The organism is Peribacillus sp. FSL E2-0218 (genome assembly GCF_037992945.1).
GTDB classification, from domain to species: Bacteria; Bacillota; Bacilli; order Bacillales; family DSM-1321; genus Peribacillus; species Peribacillus simplex_B.
In genome coordinates this window covers 994,790-1,016,328 of sequence record NZ_CP150304.1, presented here as the reverse complement: position 1 = coordinate 1,016,328, position 21,539 = coordinate 994,790, and the positions used below count along the sequence as shown (strand labels likewise).

The following is a 21,539-nucleotide window of genomic DNA, read 5'->3' as shown; positions in this document are numbered from 1 at the left end:
ACAAAATTCAATAATGGATGTTTGCCTACAATCTGGACAAGTCACGTCCTGCTTAATTAGGCGCTTTAAGCGTAAATTTGTGATTCAAGAGACTTCAGTTGGTTTATTTCATCGCTGAGGATATACGAAAGAGGAAAACGGAAGCAGCTTTACATATAAGGATAGAGCCTCCGAATCATTTAAGCAGCTAAAAGGCTCCACAACAAAAGGATGCTCCATTAACATCCTGGACCATCCTTTACCTTGGAAAAATTACGATCGTAGTGCTATGCGTCAATCTTTATCTACCTCCACCTCATGCTGAACCGTGCCAGGGCGTTTATCCCACTCTTTCAATTCTTCATTGGTCCTTTGATTTTCCATCTGCTTTCCAAGTTCTTTCATTTCTTCATAATCCTTGGCCATTGAGCTGTTTTCCGGAACATGCTCTTTTTTCAGTTCTTCTTTACTCATTTTGACATCACCTCTACTTTATTGATACCCAATATTTCCAAAATCAAAACGTAACATATCTAACATGAAGATGGGGTATAGATAAGACAGAATAGCAAATCCAAGGAGGTGCAAGTATATGCAAACAACTACACTTTATGTAAAAGAAGCGACATCCGAAGGCCCCATTTTGAATTTGGAATCGATCCTTTTGAAAACGGAAGGTGTGGAGCGTGCGATCATCGATGTCGATGATGGCGAAATAAAAGTCGATCACAGTGAAGACACACTTTCATCAGACCAACTCGTCACTCTTATCGAACAATACGGCTTGAATGTAACTAAATGAATAGTTCTATGGACTATGTCTTGAACATACTGGGCTAATCAATATGGGCCCAGTATTTTTTTGCAAGTTCTTCGCAAGAAAATGATTAACCCCTACCCAATATTGAGGGTAGGGGCAGGATTGATTACCGATTTAACAGGCTGCCGACATAACGCAGTAAATCATTGGCTGAAGTGGAATTATACCCATGCTCATCGATAAGTCTGGTAATGACTTCGTTCACCTTCTTCAATTGCCTTTCATCCGGTGTCTTCGTTGAAGTCGTGATTTTTACGACATCCTTTAGATCTGCGAATAGCTTTTTCTGAATGGCTTCTCGTAAGCGATCATGTGAATTATAATCGAATCGTTTTCCTTTCCGCGCATAGGCAGAAATACGGATCAATATTTCTTCTCGGAATGCTTTTTTGGCATTCTCGGAGATACCGATTTGTTCTTCAATCGAGCGCATCAATTTTTCATCCGGGTTAATTTCTTCCCCCGTCAACGGATCGCGCAGCCTTGATTTATTGCAGTATGCCTCGACATTGTCCAAGTAGTTATCCATCAGGATCTTAGCCGACTCTTCATAGGAATAGACAAATGCTTTTTGCACTTCGTTTTTGGCAATTGCATCATATTCTTTCCGGGCGAGTGAAATGAAATTCAAATAACGCTCCCGAAGTTCATTCGATATGGACGGATGCTGGTCAAGGCCTGCTTTCAATGACATAAGTACATCCAAGGCGTTAATGGACGGATTTTCCTTCCGGATGATCGTAGACGATATCCGGTTGATCACGTACCGAGGATCGATTCCGCTCATGCCCTCGTCCTGATATTCTTTTTTCAGCTCATTGATGTCAGCGGAATTGAAGCCCTCCACATTTTCCCCATCATACAGCCTCATTTTTTTCACTAAATCGATATCACCCTTTTTCGGATCCTTCAGGCGGGTCATGATGCTGAAGATCGCCGCCACCCTGAGTGTATGGGGGGCAATGTGAACATTGGAAACATCGCTCTCATGAATCATTTTTTCGTAAATCTTTTCTTCCTCGGTAACCTTCAGATTATATGGAATCGGCATGACGATGATCCTGGAGTGCAGGGCTTCATTTTTCTTGTTGGAAATGAACGCCTTATACTCCGTTTCATTCGTATGGGCCACAATGAGCTCATCCGCACTGATGAGTGCAAATCGTCCAGCCTTGAAATTCCCTTCCTGGGTCAATGAAAGCAAATGCCATAAAAACTTTTCATCACATTTCAGCATCTCCTGAAACTCCATCATCCCTCTGTTCGCTTTGTTTAACTCGCCATCAAAACGATAAGCCCTCGGATCGGATTCAGATCCATATTCGGCAATGGTTGAAAAGTCGATCGAGCCCGTCAAATCAGCAATATCCTGTGACTTGGGATCGGATGGACTGAAAGTCCCAATCCCTACACGCTTATCCTCTGAAAGGAAGATACGTTCGACGATCACATCTTCAATCCGGTTTCCATACTCCGTTTCAAGCCTCATTACATTCAGCGGCGATAGGTTTCCTTCAATCCTAATGCCATATTCCTCATAAAAATCATTCCGTAAATATTGTGGGATGAGATGCAGCGGGTCTTCATGCATCGGGCATCCTTTTATTGCGTATATCGCACCTGTTTCTTTTAATGAATAATTTTCAAGCCCGCGCTTCAGCAAAGAAACGAGCGTGGACTTCCCTCCTGAAACGGGGCCCATGAGCAGCAAGATCCGTTTTCGCACATCCAGCCGCTTTGCTGCCGGATGAAAATATTCCTCGATGAGCCTTTCGAGTGAATCTTCGAGGCCAAACAACTGACCGCTGAAAAAATTGTATTTCTTTGAACCATTTACTTCCTCTATCCCTGCATCTCTGATCATGTTGTATACACGTGAATGAGCAGATTGAGCAACTAATGGCGTTTCTTTCAATATGTCTAAGTACTCTGCGAAGGTGCCTTCCCACTTGAGCTTCTGTTCATCTTCTCTAAATTTTTCAATTTTCTTTAATATATCCATTTAAGGAACCTCCCCCTGTCACTTTCAGAGAATACTTAAATCTATGCTCCAAGTCTGACAAACATGTCAGACTTTAAAAAGTCACAGGGCATGTTTCCGATGTCCCCTCACATTTTAATTAAAGGAAAAGGCTTGATCCTTGAACAATCGATGACAAATCCGCCCGCAAGAAAAATTGTGTGCACTCCTGCTAAAAATTAGGGTATACTAAGCCTATACTAAAGTGGGACAATTTGGGTAAAGGGAGGTCACAGCATGGGCACAGTTATTATCGTTGCAGTAGCTCTTACATTTTTAGCCGCTATCTTCACTGCTGGGTATGACGATAAACCAGGTGTGAAGTAAAGGAATAACACCCTATTTTTTAATATTCCCAGCAAAGGGGCCTGATCATTGGTTGATCAGGCCCCTTTGTTTATTAGAGGATTTACGGCTATCTTTAAACAGACAAATTGTGGCAAAGCAAAAAATCCCTTGAAAAAACCAAGGGATTTTAAACTGCAATTATTTTTTCAGCAATAAATACATGAAATAAGGGGCACCGATCAAGGCAACCATGATGCCTGCAGGAATTCCCTCTGGTTCGACTATATTACGTCCTATTGTGTCGGCAAGGAGCAATAGCCATCCGCCGATCAATACGGCAATCGGAATGAACAATTGATTTCGAGGTCCGACCAAGGATTTCGCTATATGAGGTGCCATAAGTCCGATGAAGGCTATTCCGCCCGTAACGGAAACGGCAGCAGCAGCAAGTGCGACAGCTGTTATGAGCAAGACGACCCGTTCCTTTTCAATCGATACTCCCACTCCGATAGCGACCGGTTCGCTTAAACCAAGCAGATTCAACCGATTCGCTTTGTATAAAGTGAATGGAATGAGGACGATCAACCAAGGAAGGACTGCCCAAATGAACGGCCAATCCGCTCCCCAAATATTTCCGGCCAGCCACTTCACTATGAAATCGACCTTGGCCCGTTCCGCTGAAGATATGAGAACGATCATCAAGCCAGAAAGCGCCATGGAAAAACCAACCCCGATCAATACGAGCCGAACCGGTTCAAGGCCAACCCTTCGCCTATATGAAAGAAGATAAATGATACAGGCTGTCAGCATCGCACCGATAAACCCGACTATTGGAACCATATAAACAAATGAACCTGCATCTATAGGGTAAAACAGAAAGAAAACGGCAATGGCTACACCTGCTCCGGAGTTAATCCCGATAATTCCTGGGTCGGCTAGATCATTACGGGTAATTCCCTGTAAAATCGCTCCTGATAGTGCGAGAGCCATTCCTGCCAATAGGGTGATGATGATCCGTGGCAACCGGACGGAAAATAAAATGAATTCCTCTTTAAAGGTCCCTTGTCCAAGAAGCGTCGGAATCAGCCGCCCTATGGAAAGATTCGAATAGCCTAAACACGTACCGATGATGATGGTAATGATGATGAGTGCGGTTAAGGCACCGATTAGCCAACGCTGTTTTTTGATTAAAGCTGAAGAGATCATGAAAATGCTTTCCCTCCTTTTCGTACGATTAGGAGGAAGAAGGGCAAACCTATCAACGCAACAATCGCGACCACTGGTGTTTCATACGGAGAATTGATTGTACGGCCGATCGTATCGGCCAAAAGCATGAAAGCAGCTCCTAAAACGGCGGACATCGGGAGGATGAATCGATAATCCGTACCTACGATGGCCCGGACCATGTGTGGAATCATCAACCCGATGAAAACCATATTTCCGACTAACGCAACCGCAGCACCTGCAAGCAGAATGACGACGACGAAAAGAACCGCTTTGATTTGTGCCGTCTTTTGACCTAACCCCACCGCCACTTCTTCACTGAGACTAAGGATGGTGAGCTGTCTGGAAAAAATGAAGGAGACCAGGATGCCTATTATGATAAACGGAACGATTACCTGAAGCTGCCCCCAAGATGTTCCAATATTCCCGCCGGCAGTCCACATCGATACATCTTTTGATATTTTGAAATAAATGCCGACCCCTTCCGCTACGGCAAATAGGAAGGCTGAGACCGCTGCACCGGCCAATACGATTCGTAATGGGGAGAAACCGCCCTTCTTCATCGCAGCAATACCAAAAACCATGAGTGTCCCGACAGCGGCACCAATAAAGCATGCACCCATGATACCTAAGTTATTAGCTGATGGAACGAGTGCCAGCGTTATCGCCAGGGCTGCATTTGCCCCTGCCGTCAATCCAAGCAGTCCGGGATCAGCAAGCGGATTCCTCGTAATTCCTTGCATGATGGCGCCTGAAACGGCAAGTGCCGAGCCGACGAAGATTGCCCCCACCTCACGAGGAAGGCGGATTTCCCGAATGATGGAAATCTTCTCACCGGTAGCATTCGATGTCAGGGCTTGCCATACATCCTTGATGGTCGCATCCGCTGCACCAAATACCATCGCTATGATGAACATGCCGATAAAAGCAACGATCGCTATGATCAGTTTATATGTAAATGGGATGAAACGTTGATTATCATTAGTCATCTGTCTCTCTCATCTCTTTTTTTATAGAATAAAAGGAGAGGGTTCAGACTCCCTCTCCCTCGCTGTATCATTTACCAAGAAAGCTTTTTGAAAAGAAGTCCAATTGGTAATCTAATGTTATTGGATCATTGAAGTAGAATTTTTTTGCATCAGCTTCAAATAGTTTATTGTTTTTAACCGCAGGTATGTTTTTGAACGTATCAGTTTGTTGAAATGAATTATCTTGATCTTTGTTATTGCTCAAAATGACATAATCACCGGCATAGTCTTTCAGGACTTCCAATGACAAGGCAAAATACCCATCCTTCAATGCCGTTTCTTTTACCTTTTCAGGCATGCCCAATTTCATTTCCTGATAAAGGATTTCCGTTCCACGGCCCCAATTATCGCCGTATACATAGAACTGCTTGTCAAACTTTTCAAAGACGGAAACGGTGGCATCTTCACCAATTTTAGCCTTGATTTCATCGCCAGTGGTTTTTGCCCGTTTTTTGAAATCATCCACCCATGCTTGAGCTTCTTTTTCTTTATTCAATAGCTTGCCAATTTCGACATGCTGTGTTAAATAGTCCACTTTCCCGTATGTATAAGTTACGGTCGGAGCAATTTCTTTTAATTTATCGACATTTTTAATCGTGGATAGACCAATGATCAGATCCGGATTCAAATCGATGATTTTCTCCAGATTATCGTCCGTTACTTCCTCGACGTCATCCAGCTTGAAATTCGGGTTCATTTTGGACCATGAGTCAACCCCGACAAGGTTAACATCCAAAGCCAATACGCTGCCTGCGAATGAAGATAGCACGACTACACGCTTAGGATTCGCAGGCACTTCGATGGGACCATTTTCAGATTGATAGGTGATGGTGCCCGATTTTTCCTTTTTCGTATCCGAGATTTTCTCTTTTTCCGTTGACTCATTATTACCACAAGCACTAATAATTAACACTAACAGCAGGATAAACGGGATCAGAATCTTTTTCATTTGGTGTTGAATCTCCTTTTAATAAATTGTAGGTGCTGCACATTGGTTTGTTCGTTCGTTGATCTCGTCCGATTACCGCATCAATATGGAATACATCCTTAAGCACTTCATGCGTGATGACCTCTTCACAATCTCCTGCTTTCACGACTTCCCCGTCTTTTAAGGCAATGATATAGTCGGCAAAGCGGGCCGCTTGGTTTAAATCATGAAGGACCATGACGATCGTACGTCCCTGTTCTACATTCAGCTTCTGTAAAAGCTCCAAAACTTCTAGTTGATGTGCCATGTCCAAATATGTGGTCGGCTCATCAAGAAAGATGATTTCCGTTTCCTGAGCCAATGCCATCGCAATCCAAACACGCTGCCGTTGACCTCCCGAGAGAGCATCCACCGGACGGAACTTGAATTCCTTCGTACTAGTGACTTCAAGAGCCCAATCAATCACATCGTAATCTTTTTGGGTCAGCCGCCCGAATCCTTTTTGATAAGGGAAGCGGCCGTATGAGACAAGCTCTCCGACTGTCAATCCGCTTGCACTTTCGGGCGTTTGCGGAAGGATGGCCATTTTTCTTGCAAGGATCTTTGTGCTTTCTTTGGAGATATTCACACCATCCAATACAACCGTCCCTGCTTGATTGGGGATGATACGGGTGATCGCTTTCAAAAGTGTGGATTTTCCGCACCCATTTGAACCGATGATCGTTGTGATTTTTTTATCTGGAATTTCCACACTGAGATCTTTTACAATTAAACGTTCACCATACCCAATGTTTAATTCCTCTGTATATAGGCGAACCATTATTTCAACCTCCAATTACTGAAAAATAGGTAAGTAAAAACACGAGTGAAAATGATTATCATTATCCATTACTTAATTACTATAATTCTATCCAAATATATTGTCAATAGCATTTCATGGGTATTTAAGAAGAAAGTTAAAGAGGATGAATAAACTGAAATTCCTTTTACCAATTAACCGAAAAAAAACAGAAAGATCCAGGAAAATTCCGGGATCTTTCTTGATTGAGTCACGCCATTTTCATTTAGCTAGATTACTAACTTATTGAAAAGGCAAAAAATACGCATTAGGTCTTAACGATCACTTAATGTTTTTTGAATCCTTGCTTCTCCACGTAATCTTTCATATATAGTCGGCTTTTCTTTTCAAGCATACCGGCCATTTGTCCTGTCCAGGTATCTTTACGTTTCCCATTGGTCCTTTGCTCGTAATAATCGGAAATCGTTGCGTTGTAGCCGCCAAGCTGATTGATGAATTCCTGCTTATCCTCTTGATAGCCATTTTCATGATAAATATTGGACTGCGGCAATCGCGGCTTTTTATCAGACCAGTTCTTAGGATATCCGACAACAAGTGCAAATAAAGGAATGACACGATGCGGTATATTCAATATATCGGATACTTCTTGAAGATGATTCCGGATGCCTCCGATATAGCAAATGCCAAGATCCATCGATTCAGCCGCCAATGCTGCATTTTGAGCTGCCAGGGCAGCATCGATACAAGCGACCATGAATTTTTCGGTACTTTCAAGTGATTCGGTCACGTCCGTGCCTTCCATCTCTGAAACGATATCCTGCCGATATAAATCGGCGCAAAAAACGAAAAGATGACCATTCTCTTCCACATAAGATTGCGGCCCGGCCAGTTCAGCAAGCTTGGCCTTCTTTTCCGCATCGGTTACACCGATGATGGAATACGCTTGTATGTAACTGGACGTGGATGCAGCCTGGGCGCACTCCACAATCGTATGAATTTGTTCCTCCGACAAGGGCCTATCCTCAAAAGAACGAATGGAACGGTGATCTAGAATCTTCTCAATAATCGTATTCATTATTCCCACCCCTTATAAATATGTAAACAAACATCCACCAGCGGAGCTGATATCCCCGATGATGGATGACGGTGACATTCAGTCTTTTGTTTTCAGATCCAATTCACGGTAGTTCTGCTGCCTCAATGCTTCATATACCAAGATCGCCGCTGTATTCGATAAATTCAGGGACCGTACTTTATCGGTCATTGGAATCCGCAGGCAACGATCCATATTCTCCTGGATCAGGTCTTTTGGAAGCCCTGTCGTTTCACGGCCAAAAATGAAGAAAATTTCACTGTCCTGATCACTGTAATCAAAGCTTGAGTGCGGCTGTTCCCCGAATTTCGTCAAGTAATAAAATTCACCGCCGGCATTCTTTTCGAAAAACTCTTCTAATGAATCATAATAATGGATCTTCACATTCTCCCAATAATCCAGTCCTGCCCTTTTGAGCTGCTTGTCATCGGTCGAAAAACCGAGCGGACGAATGAGGTGCAAGGACGTATCAGTCCCTGCACATGTTCTTGCGATATTGCCTGTATTTGCTGGAATCTGTGGTTGATATAAAACTACATGTATGGCCACTTCATTTTCACCTCTAGTTTAAACTTCACCTTAATTATACCATTAAACAAAAAAGACTAAAAATCAATCAGCCTCCATCCAAAATCACAAAAAATTTATAAACGATGTTCGGTGTATATCTGGTCGAGTCCTCATACGTCCAATACCGATGACGGCTGTTCATCGTATGGGCGTTAACGAGCGGCATCCCATCCTGATCCTTCGCCGTCACGATCAGGTTATGGTCGAACCGTCCGTCCCCTTCGAAATCAATACAAAGGATATCACCTAAATTCAATTCCCGTGCCGACTCCACTTGCTTCGTCCTGATGACATTTCCCGCTTTTAGCAGATGATATAAAGCATTTGCCGTCGTCCATGTGTAACTCCAGCTTTTCCCCCTGATCCACCACCCCTTATTTTTGTTTGGGGCCCCCCACATCGGAATACCCCCCGCATGTAAGCATTGTGAAATGAAATTCGTACAGTCATCGGTGAATTTGTAATAATCGGGATTGAATTCATTCCACCAACGCTCGGCATATTGAACTGCCCTCATCCGCTCATACTTATAGGCAAGACGCTCGGCTCCCGCATCCCATTTTGGCTGTCCCCCTTCCGTTTCGAAAATCGGGACCAATTCACGTTCATCGACCAGATACCCATTTCGAAACCTGGCTTCCCTTTCTTCCATTTCTTCTTCGATATAAAATGAATCCTCCTGTTTCAATAAATATTGCAGATGCACTTGATAAGTCAGGACTGTATCACTGTCTTCCTTTTTCTTCGAATGAACTTTGCCTGCAGCGTTCACCCTGACAATTTCCGCCTCACGGCTCCTCATCAATTCCTTTTTCAAATGGTATTTCCGTTCACTGCGTTCCTGATTATCGGAAGTATAAAACTCGATCCTTTCCTGTAGAAGCCGTTGCAATTGTTTCCTCAAGTTCATGCCCTCCTTCTTACCTTCTATGCTAATGTGTATGTATGAAGGCATGGACAAAAACACAACTTCGTAATTGTTAAGAACCCATTTTGTCAGCACCATCGAAAAAAAAGCCGCCCCCATAATGGAGCGGCTTCTTCATATATCATTGCGTTTCCAAAGTAAACTGCAGTCCCTTCTCGATTTCGTCCAGAACCTCTGCATCCATTTCCTTCATTCTCGCCTCTTCCAGTACGGAAACAGCCTCTTCGCGGCCAATTTTCCCCACTGCCCAAGCTGCCGTTCCCCGTATGACCGGACGCGGATCTTCCTTCAGGACCTTGATCAATAAGGGCAAAGCCGTTACATCCTTGAAGTGTGCCAAAGCTAATATCGCATTTCGTTGAATGGGTTTTTTACCGCGCCAAGAACCGGATACATGTCCATACGTCTCTTTGAAATCCCGATTAGAAATCGTCAGCAGCGGTTTCAACAGCGGCTTGGCCAATTCCGGGTCAGGTTCCATTTCTTCATGTAAATGAAAATCGATTCCTTTATTCTTTGGACAGACAGTCTGGCATGTGTCGCATCCATACAAACGATTGCCTATTTTCGTCCTGAATTCGTCCGGAAGGAACCCTTTTGTCTGGGTTAAAAAGGCAATGCAGCGCTTGGCATTCAGTTGCCCTCCCTGAACGAGCGCACCTGTCGGACAAACATCAACACATTTATTGCATGTCCCGCATTGATCTTCCATCGGCTGATCAGGCTCAAAGGGCAGATTGGTAATCAAGTCCCCCAAATATACATAAGACCCGAATTCCGGTGTAATGATCATGCTATTTTTCGCACTCCAGCCAACCCCGGCGCGCTCCGCCACCGCCCGATCGGATAATTCACCCGTATCAACCATCGATTTCGAGACTGCTCCGGGCGCTTTATCAGTAATGAAATCCTCCAGTAACTGTAATTTTTTTCTCAGCACGGCATGATAATCCGTTCCCCAGGAAGCCCGGCAGAAAATCCCCCGCCGTTCACCTTTTTTACTTTGAGGAGCATTCTTCAATTTCGAAGGATAGGCCAGTGCAATCGAAATGATGGATTGCGGTTTATCGAATATCAATTCCGGCCTGACTCTTTTTTCGATATCCGGTTCCTCAAACCCGGATTGATACCCCAACTCTTGTTGACGAATGAGCCGACTTTTCAACTCGGTAAAGGTGGTAGCCGATGCAAAACCGATTTTATCGATACCGATCTCTTTACTATATAAAATCACTTCTTGCTTGAAAGTATTCATATCCATGATTATCACCTACGTTCATTAAGTATTCCCGTCGAATCTTGCATTCATTTCAAACCATTGCTATCTATGATAAACTAATTGCAATCATTTTTGGAGGTGAAACGCTTGGAAATTAACATATCCGCTGATCTGAGCAATAAAATCCCTGGATTCAAAGTAGGGATCATCACATATGACAATATCGAAGTAGGCCCCTCGCCACAAATGGTGAAAGGGAGACTGCAATTATTTCAGGAGGCTCTCTTCTTCGACCTTGAAGAAAAGGAATTGAGCGATTTTTCCGGCATTAAAGAGTGGCGAGCGATTTTCAAGGCGACAGGAACAAACCCATCACGTTATCGCCCTTCCGTGGAAGCCCTATATCGCCGCGTCAAAAAACAGAATTACTTGGCGCCCATCCATTCGGCTATCGATTTAAATACCTTTTTCTCCCTTTTATATGAGGTGCCGATCGGTATTTATGATGCGGATAAATTGGCGGGAAAAATCTCGATTAAAATCGGCGAGAGTGCCGATGGCTATGTCGATTTGAACGGCCGCTTGAATTCACTGGATAATATGATCGCTTCAGCCGATCATGAAGGTCCATTCGGCAGTCCTTACGTTGATTCAGAGCGAACGAAAGTCACCGAGGAAACGAAAAGAGCCCTCCAAATCATTTATTTACAACCTAAGACACCAATCGAGGAAGCCCGTCAACTAACGAAATCGCTGATGGACATGTTCCTTGAAATACATGGCGGTGAAGGAACTTACTCGATTATAGAAGGATAGCCAACATTCAACAGACATAACCCCTGCCGATATCGGAAGGGGTCTTTTTGAGTCATTCAGAAAAGACTTTTAGACAGAAACCATAAAAAAATCCCACTGTAAACAGTAGAATTCTCATGATAATATTTAAACGCAAAGCTTCGTTCTCCAGGTAACGAAACCCTACGTTATGAGTATGTATTGGAGCGGGTGAAGGGAATCGAACCCTCATCATCAGCTTGGAAGGCTGAGGTTTTACCACTAAACTACACCCGCATGTGTTTGTAGAACTTTGTCGAATCACCAACAAAATCAATTATATAGTGTAATGCGAATAAATGCAATAGTTCTTTTTAAAATTATTAATATTTATGACAGGTACCGATCCTATATTCTTTGATTCTAGTAAAGATGATAAAAAGTCCCCTGAATCAGTGAACTTTTTCTATCATCCCCATTGAGAGCTTAAGACCAAATCACTTCCATTAGCCGCGGGTAAACCTGCTGCGCCGTTTCCAATAGCATGATTAACTTCCTGAACGCAAGATCCGGGATGAACTCACCTTCGATCGAGTATGAATAACGGATGGAAATGGTCCCGTTTTCTTCATACAGCTTTGAATACCTGAAGTTCGCATTATATTCATTTAACAAAGTATGTACAGCCTGCTTCTTATCGGGATTTTTCAACTCGGCGACATTAAAGCAAAATAAGTCGGCCACATTTTCATCTTGATTGAAGGCAAATACTAGCAGGACCTTCCAGCCATCCTTTAACTTTTGCTCCGCTCTAAAAAAGGTCGTGCCATCTTCATTCAGTTCATTCATATAGATTTTCTCACTAGTTAAAAAATCACGAAATTCAGCAACGTTTGACATGGTTCATCACCTTTCTGTATGTATGTACATTTTATACTGAAAATTGGCATTTTTACAGTCTTTTCTAAAAATCTAATCTAAAGGCTCATGCATGTTAAGCAAAACGGGCCTCTTTCGATTCGATACCGAAAAAGGCCCGTTTTCCTCAAGCTTAATCTGAAAACCGATAAAATTTTTATAGCTTAGCGAACATGGGCTCCGCGACTTTTACAAGCTGCTTACCGAGGTTCGTTCCTTTAAATAAGCCTAAAAATGCATCAGGCGTATTTTCAAATCCTTCAATAATCGTTTCCTCATACTTCAGTTTTCCTTCTTGAACCCATTTCCCTAATTCCGTCGCACCTTCTTTGAAGCGGGAAGCATAATTTCCGACGGTGAACCCTTTCATGGTGGCACTTGTTTTGATCATGGCCGATTGCAGACGAGGCCCTACATCTTTCCCTTCTGCATTATATGAAGAAATCGCCCCGCATAGCGGGATTCTGGCATTTGTATTCAATAGAGTGAACACGGCATCTGTGACTTCTCCGCCCACATTATCGAAATACACATCGACTCCATCAGGAACAGCTCGTTTTAAATCATCCACAAAACTATCTTTTTTATAATTAACGGCTCCATCGAAGCCTAGCTCATTCGTCAAGTACTCTAGTTTTTCATCCGATCCGGCGATGCCGACGACCTTCGCGCCTTTAATCTTGGCTATTTGTCCAACAGCCGAACCAACGGCACCTGCCGCTCCGGAAACCACGACCGTTTCACCTTCTTTTGGATTACCGATATCAAGCAAACCGAAGTAAGCTGTCAACCCTGTCATTCCAAGAATCCCCAAATAGGTTGTGACTGGAGCAACTTTTGGATCGATTACGCGGATTTCCTTTTCCGTGACGATTGTATATTCCGCCCAGTCGATATTGCCAACAACCACATCTCCCTTTTTGAAGGAGTCCGATTTAGACTCCACCACTTCGGCCACGACGCCGCCAGTAATGGGCTTATTCAATTCAAATGGTGCAATATATGATTTGGTATCTTGCATTCTTCCTCTCATATAGGGATCTACCGATAAATAAAGCGTCCGTACTAAAATCTCTTGGCCTTTTGGTGTGGGAACATCACTCTCCACAAATTTAAAATCTTCTTTCGTGGGCATACCTTTTGGACGATTTGCCAGGGTGATTTTTTGTTGTTTGGATTGTGTCATCATTCGTTCCTCCTTGATTTATAAATACGTATTATCAAAAAAAGCGTATCACCGATAAAGTTCCTTAGTCAAAGGATATGACTTCCTAATGCTTCCATTCCACTTCACGTAAGCTCTTCCTGTTTTTTTGGTCTTACGTCCCTTTGGGGAAGAATATCGATACATCATCCGCAGCCCGTACCTTATTCGCTTTTGGTATCTCTCACATGTCCCTTACTATTTCCTTTTGCTGTGCCAGTCATTCGTACTAGTGATTCTGTATAGAAAATAGGCATCCACATTAGTTCATTTTCAACTATTTCACATAAAATATCATGACTTAATTTAAATGGAGGTTTAGAAATGAAAAATAATAACTCATGGCAACAGCCAAACTGGGGTCAATGTCCACCACAACATTGCCCGCCGCAATATTGTCCGCCCAACGTTAGTCCTACTCAATATGACCCGCCGCAGGTTTCACCAACAAAGCAATACGTTAATACAAACGTCTCGAACACGGTAATACCTGTAATCCATCCATCTCATACCAAAACGGTGAACAAACATATCAACACGTATAAACATTATTTCCCGCATACTCAATCTGTAGTGAATGAGTGCTGCACGCAAAACCTCATTTGTGAAATGCCGCATAATCCTTGCCCTCCGCATCCTTGTCCGCCAAACTCTTGGCACTCCCCAATGCCCTATCGGTTCTGACCATTAAAAAGCCCCTATAAGGGGTTTTTCTAATCCCTTCTTTTCCCTTACGACATCGAACTTCTGAAATACTGAACCGAAAAGATCAAGGGGAATGGTAGATGACTGTATAGTATCTTGTATAATCCTGACAATCGATATTTGTGGTGACATTTCCTTTTTCAAATATTATTGCATCCGTTATTTCGTTACTTTCAACCACTTACTGACTTCTTGCTTTCATACTGAATTCGTCGAACCAGGGGAGGTTTAGCATTAAACGATCGTCAATATACATATTTTCCTACAGCTGAAACATGAAAAAGGTCTCGGAAAGAAAACCATTCCGAAACCTTTTTGTTATCCCAATTTAACAACTTCCCTTACATGTTTGTTTGAGATTCTCCTTCTTTTTTAGGTCCCGGTTTTAGGGCAGAAGCCCATAAAACCGTAAGTCCGCCTATGCCAATGCCTACTAAAACAGCAGTAGGATGATTCCAGCTTAGCCCCTTGTCAAAGAAAAATAACTCACGCAATCCATCAACCATGAAGCGCATCGGCAGCCAGGAATAGATCCAGTTAGTATAAAAAGAAGACATCAGCTCTGGGGCCATCGACAGTAGCGGGGCTCCAAAGAAGAGGATAATGACGAATAACGGCAATCCCTTCATCCCCAGCCAAGAAAGGGCAGCCGAAATCATTAAGAAGAAGCTGAAATAAGCAATGGATAGGAACCAAGCAATGCTAGTGAAATGGGGAATATGCATCCCCACTGCATCAGCCATCCACGTCAAACCAAAGCCTACCAAAATGGCGAGCACAGCACCTATGAGCACCTGTACCAATTGATTCGCCAATTTTTCTCTCCGGTTTGCAAACGGAAGTTTATTCAGCATGATAGTAAGGAAAGCGGCACCAGCTATGCACGCCATCCAAAGCGGCTGGAATAGCGACACGGGCGCATTCCCATTGGCGCTATGTGTTCCTGTTTCATTTACATTGGTTACATTCTTTGTAATCGGTGTTGCTAACGCAGCAGCTTGCTTTGTCGTTAGTGTACCTTCTTGTTTTTCGAATCCGGTTAGAATCTGGCTGCGGATATTGGTATTCATATTGTCCACGATTCCATTTAGCATTTGTCCCGCAAGAGTGGATGCCATCGTGTTCATTCCTTGGTTCACCAAAATTTGAATTTCAGGTGATGAAGGCTTTGGAGTCTGAAGAGATGCCTGCTTTTGACTGAAGTCTTTTGGAATGACCAATGCCGCGTAATATTCCCGCTTGTCTAAACCTTGCTTAACTTCTTTATAGTTTTTTACGGTAACCCAATCCACAACGGGTTCTTCATCTGATTTAGGTTCAGCTGAAGTTTTAATCATGTCAGCCATTTTCTCACCCATATTTACCTTTGTTTGATCGGGAAGTGTCACTCCTTGATCTTCATTAACAAAAGCAATGGGCAGGTTTTTTGGTGTTGGATTCACCGACGGAATCAACGTCAGGCTAAATATAAGAACAACTGCCAATGCAATTATGGGTGCTAAAAACACCATTTTATTTTTTACCATTTTCATAAATTTATCTCCTTTTTCCTTTTCTTTAACCATCCAGCACTCCTTGTTCCAAAGTAATGCACACAGTGTTGTTTTATTATCACTATGTAAATTATAATTAAATAAGGGATTTACGCAATAAACAATATCGAAGCTTACGTCCATTACTTAACACAAAGTCATATATTGTTCATTATTATTGAAAAAAAGAATGAAAGTTGGTAGTTTGCCCATGTCTGATCAAAAAACGGATAGACGCATAATCCGGACAAAAAGAATGATACGAGACGCCCTCACACATTTAATGGAAGAAAAGGGATTTGAACGAATTACGGTCAGAGATCTAACGGAAAAGGCCGATATTAATCGCGGGACTTTTTATTTACACTACCAGGATAAATACGATCTATTGAAAAAGAGCGAAGACGAAATCATTCAAGAAATGAAAGAATTTTTCAAAGAATTAAAACCAAAAATGCTCGTTGATTCCCAATTACTGAACGATCCGATACCTTTAGTGAAGTTATTTGAGTATATAAAAGAAAATGCCCAATTCATGAAATTAATTTTAGGTCCAAAAGGAGATCCTGCCTTTCAAGTGAGAATAAAACAATTTATGAGAACCAACTTTCTTGAAAAAGCGATGAAAAACCTGAATCATGAGTCACTCTTAGTTCCCATTGAGCACCTGATGGCGTATGTCACTTCTGCCCATCTTGGTGTCATTCAATACTGGTTGGAAAACGGCATGCAGCAGCCCCCTCAAGAAATGGCCTCAACACTAATAAAGATATCGTACTATGGTCCGGTATATGTGGCTGGTCTTAAGGAGGAATTAAAACCTCAGATTGACGGCGGCAGTGGCGAAGCAACTTAACCAGATTAATCGCCTATATTCAATCAAACAAAAGAGCGTGTTTTAAAACCCACTAAAACACGCTTTCAATACAATTGAATAAGAATGCTTTTCCCCCGTACAAGCTTATATATGAGACTACCTGACCATATTTCCTCCCTTTTTGTCTATACCTTCATGTTCATTCAACTTTTAGTCGATTTCTCCAGTAATAAAAAATTGACTTCCTTTCATCACGAACCTAATATGGGTAAGTCAGCTTTATGGAAGGTGGTTAATGATGAACGTTCAGGCCCTTTTGCAAATGAATACGATATTTATTAGCATCCTAATTGAATCCCTTCCCTTCATTCTATTGGGGGTCCTTATCTCTGGAATCATTCAAATCTTTGTGTCGGAAGAGATGATTGCAAAGATCATACCGAAGAATCCGATTTTATCTGTTTTATCCGCAATAGGAGCAGGGATTTTCTTTCTTGCATGCGAGTGTGGGATCGTCCCGATTACCCGCCGCTTGATTGCTAAAGGCGTTCCTCTTTCAGCAGCGATCGCCTTTATGCTTTCTGCACCTATATTGAATCCGATTGTTCTGTTTTCAACCTATATCGCATTTGGAAATGATTGGAGCATGGTTTTCTATCGTGGCGGCACTGCACTATTGGTTGTGCTACTCATTGCTTTCATCATTTCTTTCCAATTCAAGACCAATCAGCTAAAAACTGAACACATCGTGCATACACATCAGCATTCCCTTACTGTCAAAGGCAAGATTACAGGAATGTTCAAGCATTCGATCGAAGAGTTCTTCTCTGTAGGAAAGTATTTAATCATCGGTGCACTCTTGGCCGCTGCCATACAGACCTTTCTGAAAACATCCGTATTGCTTGATATCGGTCATGGAAATCTATCCGGGAATGTGGTCATGATGGCTTTGTCTTATGTGATGTCCCTCTGTTCTCAAGCAGACGCTTTTGTGGCAAGTTCTTTTAGAAGTACCTTCTCCCCTTCTTCTCTTGTTGCTTTTCTTGTGTTCGGGGCCATGTTCGATATTAAAAATACCATCATGCTTTTAGGTACCTTCAAAACAAAGTTCGTTTTATGTTTGTTGGCTTATATTTTCATCGGGGTACTAGGTTTAACCTTATTGTTTATTTCTTAAAGAGGGTGTTTTTATATGGGAAGATTATTCATATTACTTGGACTGACTTTTTTATTCATGCACTTACACGCCTCAGGGAATATATCGAAATACATTAATATGGAGTATTCTTATGTTTCACAGATCGCGATCTATATACTGGCCCTTTTCACGATAATGGGGGCCTACTTATTTTTCAAAGAAGAGGATCAGGATCATTGTGATGATTGCCAGTGCGGCCATGATCACAACCAGGATAACAAGAAATGGAAAAAGGCCGTGACATATACCCTCTTTTCACTTCCCATCTTCACTGGACTCTTTTTGCCCGTTGCCACAATGGATTCCAATATCGTGGAAAAAAAGGGGTTCCACTTCCCTGTGTATGATGACTCGGATGAATATAGCCAGCATCAATTCCTGCAGCCAGACACCAGCCTTTATTACGGCAAGGATGACTATTTAACCTTAATGGATCAATCGCTCAAAAGCTTAGGCAAGCATGATAGCCTTCGGCTGACCGATCAAAACTACCTTACCGACTTGGAAGCGATCTATTACTCTCCGGGCAAGTTCACCGGTAAGAAAATTACGTTGACAGGATTTTCGTATCATTCAGATGATCTAGCCAAGAACCAGGTATTCCTGTTTCGCTTTGGGGTCATTCATTGTGTCGCTGACTCTGGGGTATTCGGCATGCTGATCGAATTTCCTGAAGGGATGGATCCTAAAAATGATGAGTGGTATTCTGTGACAGGTGAGGTGGAGACCATGTATTATCAACCTTTCAAGAAGACCATCCCCGTTCTTAAAGTATCATCACACAGCAAAGTGGCTGAACCCGATGACCCCTATGTATACAGACAATATTAAGACAAATTCAAAAAGGGAAGGAGCATGCCCCTTCCCCCAAACTGGAGGCAAAACTCAACGGAAATCGAGTTTGCCTCCAGTTTTTTTAGTTTTATAAAATCAAATAATTCCCTCCCGATGCATGCGCTTAGCTTTACAGGGGCGTTCAGGGTGCCATCTGCGCTCGATGTCTTGTCTGGACACGCATTTGTTAGGCGGGAACACGGACACTCGTTCATTTCTAGCCAAGGTCACGTCTCTTGATCAAGCTCACACTAATTCTTTTCAAGCTCATCCAGCCATTGCTTTGTCGCCGTGGCCATTTCCCTTTGCTGTTCAATAGCGGAAATCTTTGCTTCCTTATCTCCTTTTTGTTTTCCGTACATTCCAAACTGGGCGTGGTTCCCCCCCTTTATTTTATGCATGGTCGTTTCTTTTGAAAGCAAGTGTTCATTTTCTTTAATTTTTTCGACCGTTGACAGCCCGTCGTATTCAGCGTACAAGGAAAGGATCGGCATGTCGATGTCGGTAAAGTCACTTGACTTACTAGGATAGGATCCGAGGAAGATAATCCCTTCCACCTCATCCTGATGCTTATAAGCGTAGGAAGCGGCTGCCACTCCTCCTAGAGAATGTCCCCCGATATACCATTGTTTCATTTGCGGGAATAACTTTTTGGCATCCGCTGCCTTATTCACGTCCAATAGGGCAAAATGGAAGGCAACGTCCGCAATCAGAACCGTGTACCCTTTTGCTGCCAATTGTTTCGAATAATAGGCATAGGCTTCAGGCTCTACTTTAGCTCCTGGATATAGGACAATCCCAGTCCCATTGCTCTTCTTAGGTTCAATCACGACAAACCCGTCTTGAACCTTCCATTCCTTCTCGTTGACTAAAGCATGCAACTGCTTGGTTGGTTTATATGTTTGTTCAGACCAAATATAGAACCCCCCAAAAGCAATCAATAAGACAGCAATCAGACTTATAAGACCATATTTTATTATTTTCTTCATCATTACCTCACCTTAACCATTCATTTTAACTACAATTCTAATCATACCCATCAGCGATTATAAATCAAGGAACATCCTCATTTCACAAAATGGATTATAGGCACCATGAAAAATGCCTAGGGCGGATTGTGACCGATGGGAATATTCAAAAGGGAATTGGTTATATTAACCTAAAAAGAATATAAGGGGAAACACCATGAAGAGCGTAGAGAATTTATCGGATTCCCTAAAAATTAATATAGCTTCCATACAGAAATCCTTCCATTCGAATAAGGAATTGATCGTTCGAACGATTTCCCCACCTCTACTAGAAGTGAGGAAGGAAATTTGTATGGTTTATTTAGATACCATCGTGGATAAGGCTGCCATACAGGAGCATATTTTGCGCCCATTGTTGCATATGAACGTAATTTCTGCTGCTCATCCACTCAATGACATTACCAATACCATCGAAATATCCAATATCCATGTGATTAATACGAAGACTGAACTCATCAGTCACCTGACGAACGGAAAGACGATTGTCCTGATTGACGGGATCGATCGATGCATATCCGCTGATACAGAAGACTGGAAGGACAGGGCATTTACTTTTCCACAGTCCCAGCGGGTCTTGAAAGGGCCACAAATCGGGTTTACGGAACTTGCTAAAAATAATATCTCCTTAATAAAAAGAGGACTGAAAAATGAAGACCTCGTGATAGAGGAACAAACAATTGGAGAGGAAACGAATACAAGCATCTCCCTTATGTATCTTGCGGATAAGGTCGATCAGGAAATATTGGAAACGCTCAGGAAAAGGGTACAATCGATCGAGCTTTCATCCATCTTGGATTCTTCCTATATAGAAGAAAGCATCAGCGGCGATCAGATAACATCTTTTCCCTTGGTATTCACCACGGAGCGTCCGGATGTTACCTCTGGTCATTTATTGGAGGGGAAGATTGCGATAATTTGTGACGGATCTCCAAACGTCCTCATCGTTCCTGCTCTATTTATTCAATTCTTGCAATCACCTGAAGACTATTATGAAAAATCATTGTTCGAAATGACCCGATTGATAAGGATCTTTTCTTTCATCGTATCCATTTATTTAATCCCGTTATACATTGCCCTTACCTTGTTCCACCAGGAGCTGATCCCAAGTGAACTATTAATCAATTTGGCGGCCCAGCGCCAAATCGTTCCTTTGCCTGTCGTGCTGGAAGTGATTGTGTTCATGTTATTATTTCAAGTGGTTTTAGAGAGTTCGATACGCTTGCCCACGGGAATCACGTTGGCCTTTTCCATCATCGGAACATTGATATTAGGGCAATCTGCCGCTGATGCAGGATTGGTCCAGCTTGCTTCATTGGTCGTCGTTTCAGCTACATATGTATTGAATTTCGCTGTACCGATCCACCCCTTTGCCAATAGCGTTAAAATGATCCGGTTTATTTTCGTGTTTTTAGCAAGTATATTCGGCATATATGGAATCATGCTCGGCACATTTGTCCTGGTAAATCATTTATGCAGTTTAAACAGTTTTGGGGTGCCTTACTTATCCCCCATCGCTCCAGTGAAAACTGTCGATTTAAAAGACACATTTGTCCGGCTTCCATTAAAAAAAATCATCAACACGACAAAAAAATACAGCAAAGATGACCTGATCAAAAATCATAAAAAATGAGGG

At 42.5% G+C, this 21,539-nt stretch carries 20 protein-coding genes, 1 tRNA gene and 1 pseudogene; 7 read left to right on the top strand and 15 right to left on the bottom strand.

From position 1 onward, the window contains the following. Nucleotides 1-273: 273 nt before the first annotated feature. On the bottom strand, nt 274-453 hold the full coding sequence (locus MHI53_RS04880) for a hypothetical protein (RefSeq protein ID WP_061143305.1): 180 nt from the start codon (nt 451-453) through the stop codon (nt 274-276). A gap of 118 nt (nt 454-571) precedes the next feature. Here MHI53_RS04880 and MHI53_RS04875 point away from each other — a divergent pair, with 118 nt between their 5' ends. After that, the gene (locus MHI53_RS04875) at nt 572-781 is read left to right on the top strand and encodes a hypothetical protein (protein WP_061143306.1); all 210 of its coding nucleotides are present in this window, start codon (nt 572-574) and stop codon (nt 779-781) included. A gap of 124 nt (nt 782-905) precedes the next feature. On the opposite strand, the gene MHI53_RS04870 is transcribed toward MHI53_RS04875, so the two are convergent. From MHI53_RS04870 to queG, 9 genes are all read right to left on the bottom strand, one after another. Further along, nucleotides 906-2,801: a PrkA family serine protein kinase gene (locus MHI53_RS04870; protein ID WP_061143307.1), complete on the bottom strand. Its 1,896-nt coding sequence runs from the start codon at nt 2,799-2,801 to the stop codon at nt 906-908. 504 nt (nt 2,802-3,305) lie between these two features. After that, the gene (locus tag MHI53_RS04865; RefSeq protein WP_340372901.1) at nt 3,306-4,313 is read right to left on the bottom strand and encodes an iron ABC transporter permease; all 1,008 of its coding nucleotides are present in this window, start codon (nt 4,311-4,313) and stop codon (nt 3,306-3,308) included. Continuing rightward, complete coding sequence (locus MHI53_RS04860; protein WP_061143309.1) at nt 4,310-5,320, bottom strand: iron ABC transporter permease; 1,011 nt, start codon at nt 5,318-5,320, stop codon at nt 4,310-4,312. Before MHI53_RS04860 ends, MHI53_RS04865 begins: the two co-directional genes overlap by 4 nt. A gap of 67 nt (nt 5,321-5,387) precedes the next feature. Then, nucleotides 5,388-6,308 (bottom strand): iron-hydroxamate ABC transporter substrate-binding protein, encoded by a 921-nt coding sequence (locus MHI53_RS04855; protein WP_340372900.1) that lies wholly within the window; start codon nt 6,306-6,308, stop codon nt 5,388-5,390. Further along, nucleotides 6,259-7,107: an ABC transporter ATP-binding protein gene (locus MHI53_RS04850; RefSeq protein WP_340372899.1), complete on the bottom strand. Its 849-nt coding sequence runs from the start codon at nt 7,105-7,107 to the stop codon at nt 6,259-6,261. The genes MHI53_RS04855 and MHI53_RS04850 overlap by 50 nt, the downstream gene beginning before the upstream one ends. A 304-nt stretch (nt 7,108-7,411) precedes the next feature. Then, the gene (gene nfsA, locus MHI53_RS04845; protein WP_061143312.1) at nt 7,412-8,161 is read right to left on the bottom strand and encodes an oxygen-insensitive NADPH nitroreductase; all 750 of its coding nucleotides are present in this window, start codon (nt 8,159-8,161) and stop codon (nt 7,412-7,414) included. Nucleotides 8,162-8,239: 78 nt separating this feature from the next. Next, complete coding sequence (gene trmL, locus MHI53_RS04840) at nt 8,240-8,728, bottom strand: tRNA (uridine(34)/cytosine(34)/5-carboxymethylaminomethyluridine(34)-2'-O)-methyltransferase TrmL (protein ID WP_061143313.1); 489 nt, start codon at nt 8,726-8,728, stop codon at nt 8,240-8,242. Between the two features lie 67 nt (nt 8,729-8,795). Next, nucleotides 8,796-9,659 carry an amidase domain-containing protein gene (locus tag MHI53_RS04835; RefSeq protein WP_311316485.1) on the bottom strand — a complete coding sequence of 288 codons (864 nt, stop codon included), beginning with the start codon at nt 9,657-9,659 and terminating at the stop codon, nt 8,796-8,798. 139 nt (nt 9,660-9,798) lie between these two features. Then, a complete protein-coding gene (queG, locus tag MHI53_RS04830; RefSeq protein WP_061143314.1) occupies nt 9,799-10,938 on the bottom strand; it encodes a tRNA epoxyqueuosine(34) reductase QueG in 1,140 nt (379 codons plus the stop codon). Between the two features lie 105 nt (nt 10,939-11,043). Between queG and MHI53_RS04825 the strand changes: the two genes are divergently transcribed. Further along, nucleotides 11,044-11,712: a phenylalanine--tRNA ligase beta subunit-related protein gene (locus MHI53_RS04825; protein WP_340372898.1), complete on the top strand. Its 669-nt coding sequence runs from the start codon at nt 11,044-11,046 to the stop codon at nt 11,710-11,712. A 181-nt stretch (nt 11,713-11,893) separates the two neighbouring features. Here MHI53_RS04825 and MHI53_RS04820 read toward each other — a convergent pair. The 3 genes from MHI53_RS04820 to MHI53_RS04810 form a co-directional block, all read right to left on the bottom strand. Next, nucleotides 11,894-11,967, bottom strand: a tRNA-Gly gene (locus tag MHI53_RS04820). Between the two features lie 189 nt (nt 11,968-12,156). Next, on the bottom strand, nt 12,157-12,570 hold the full coding sequence (locus tag MHI53_RS04815) for a YbjN domain-containing protein (protein WP_061143316.1): 414 nt from the start codon (nt 12,568-12,570) through the stop codon (nt 12,157-12,159). A 175-nt stretch (nt 12,571-12,745) separates the two neighbouring features. After that, the gene (locus tag MHI53_RS04810; RefSeq protein WP_061143317.1) at nt 12,746-13,774 is read right to left on the bottom strand and encodes an NADP-dependent oxidoreductase; all 1,029 of its coding nucleotides are present in this window, start codon (nt 13,772-13,774) and stop codon (nt 12,746-12,748) included. 342 nt (nt 13,775-14,116) lie between these two features. Between MHI53_RS04810 and MHI53_RS04805 the strand changes: the two are divergent. After that, nucleotides 14,117-14,353: pseudogene (locus tag MHI53_RS04805) on the top strand (CotD family spore coat protein); the annotation flags it as partial. Nucleotides 14,354-14,838: 485 nt separating this feature from the next. On the opposite strand, the gene MHI53_RS04800 reads toward MHI53_RS04805, so the two are convergent. Continuing rightward, nucleotides 14,839-16,023, bottom strand: coding sequence for a DUF3533 domain-containing protein (locus MHI53_RS04800; RefSeq protein WP_340373645.1), 1,185 nt, complete (start codon nt 16,021-16,023; stop codon nt 14,839-14,841). 217 nt (nt 16,024-16,240) lie between these two features. Here MHI53_RS04800 and MHI53_RS04795 point away from each other — a divergent pair, with 217 nt between their 5' ends. The 3 genes from MHI53_RS04795 (at nt 16,241) to MHI53_RS04785 (ending at nt 18,875) form a co-directional block, all read left to right on the top strand. After that, nucleotides 16,241-16,885, top strand: coding sequence for a TetR/AcrR family transcriptional regulator C-terminal domain-containing protein (locus tag MHI53_RS04795; protein WP_340372897.1), 645 nt, complete (start codon nt 16,241-16,243; stop codon nt 16,883-16,885). 259 nt (nt 16,886-17,144) lie between these two features. Continuing rightward, nucleotides 17,145-18,023 carry a permease gene (locus tag MHI53_RS04790; RefSeq protein WP_340373644.1) on the top strand — a complete coding sequence of 293 codons (879 nt, stop codon included), beginning with the start codon at nt 17,145-17,147 and terminating at the stop codon, nt 18,021-18,023. A 15-nt stretch (nt 18,024-18,038) separates the two neighbouring features. After that, entirely contained in the window at nt 18,039-18,875 is an 837-nt protein-coding gene (locus tag MHI53_RS04785; protein WP_340372896.1) for a TIGR03943 family protein, read from the top strand. Nucleotides 18,876-19,129: 254 nt separating this feature from the next. Here the strand turns inward: MHI53_RS04785 and MHI53_RS04780 are convergent, their stop codons facing one another. Continuing rightward, the gene (locus tag MHI53_RS04780) at nt 19,130-19,867 is read right to left on the bottom strand and encodes an alpha/beta fold hydrolase (protein ID WP_061143321.1); all 738 of its coding nucleotides are present in this window, start codon (nt 19,865-19,867) and stop codon (nt 19,130-19,132) included. Nucleotides 19,868-20,063: 196 nt separating this feature from the next. Between MHI53_RS04780 and MHI53_RS04775 the strand changes: the two genes are divergently transcribed. Continuing rightward, nucleotides 20,064-21,536: a spore germination protein gene (locus MHI53_RS04775; RefSeq protein ID WP_061143322.1), complete on the top strand. Its 1,473-nt coding sequence runs from the start codon at nt 20,064-20,066 to the stop codon at nt 21,534-21,536. The last annotated feature ends 3 nt before the right edge of the window (nt 21,537-21,539 follow it).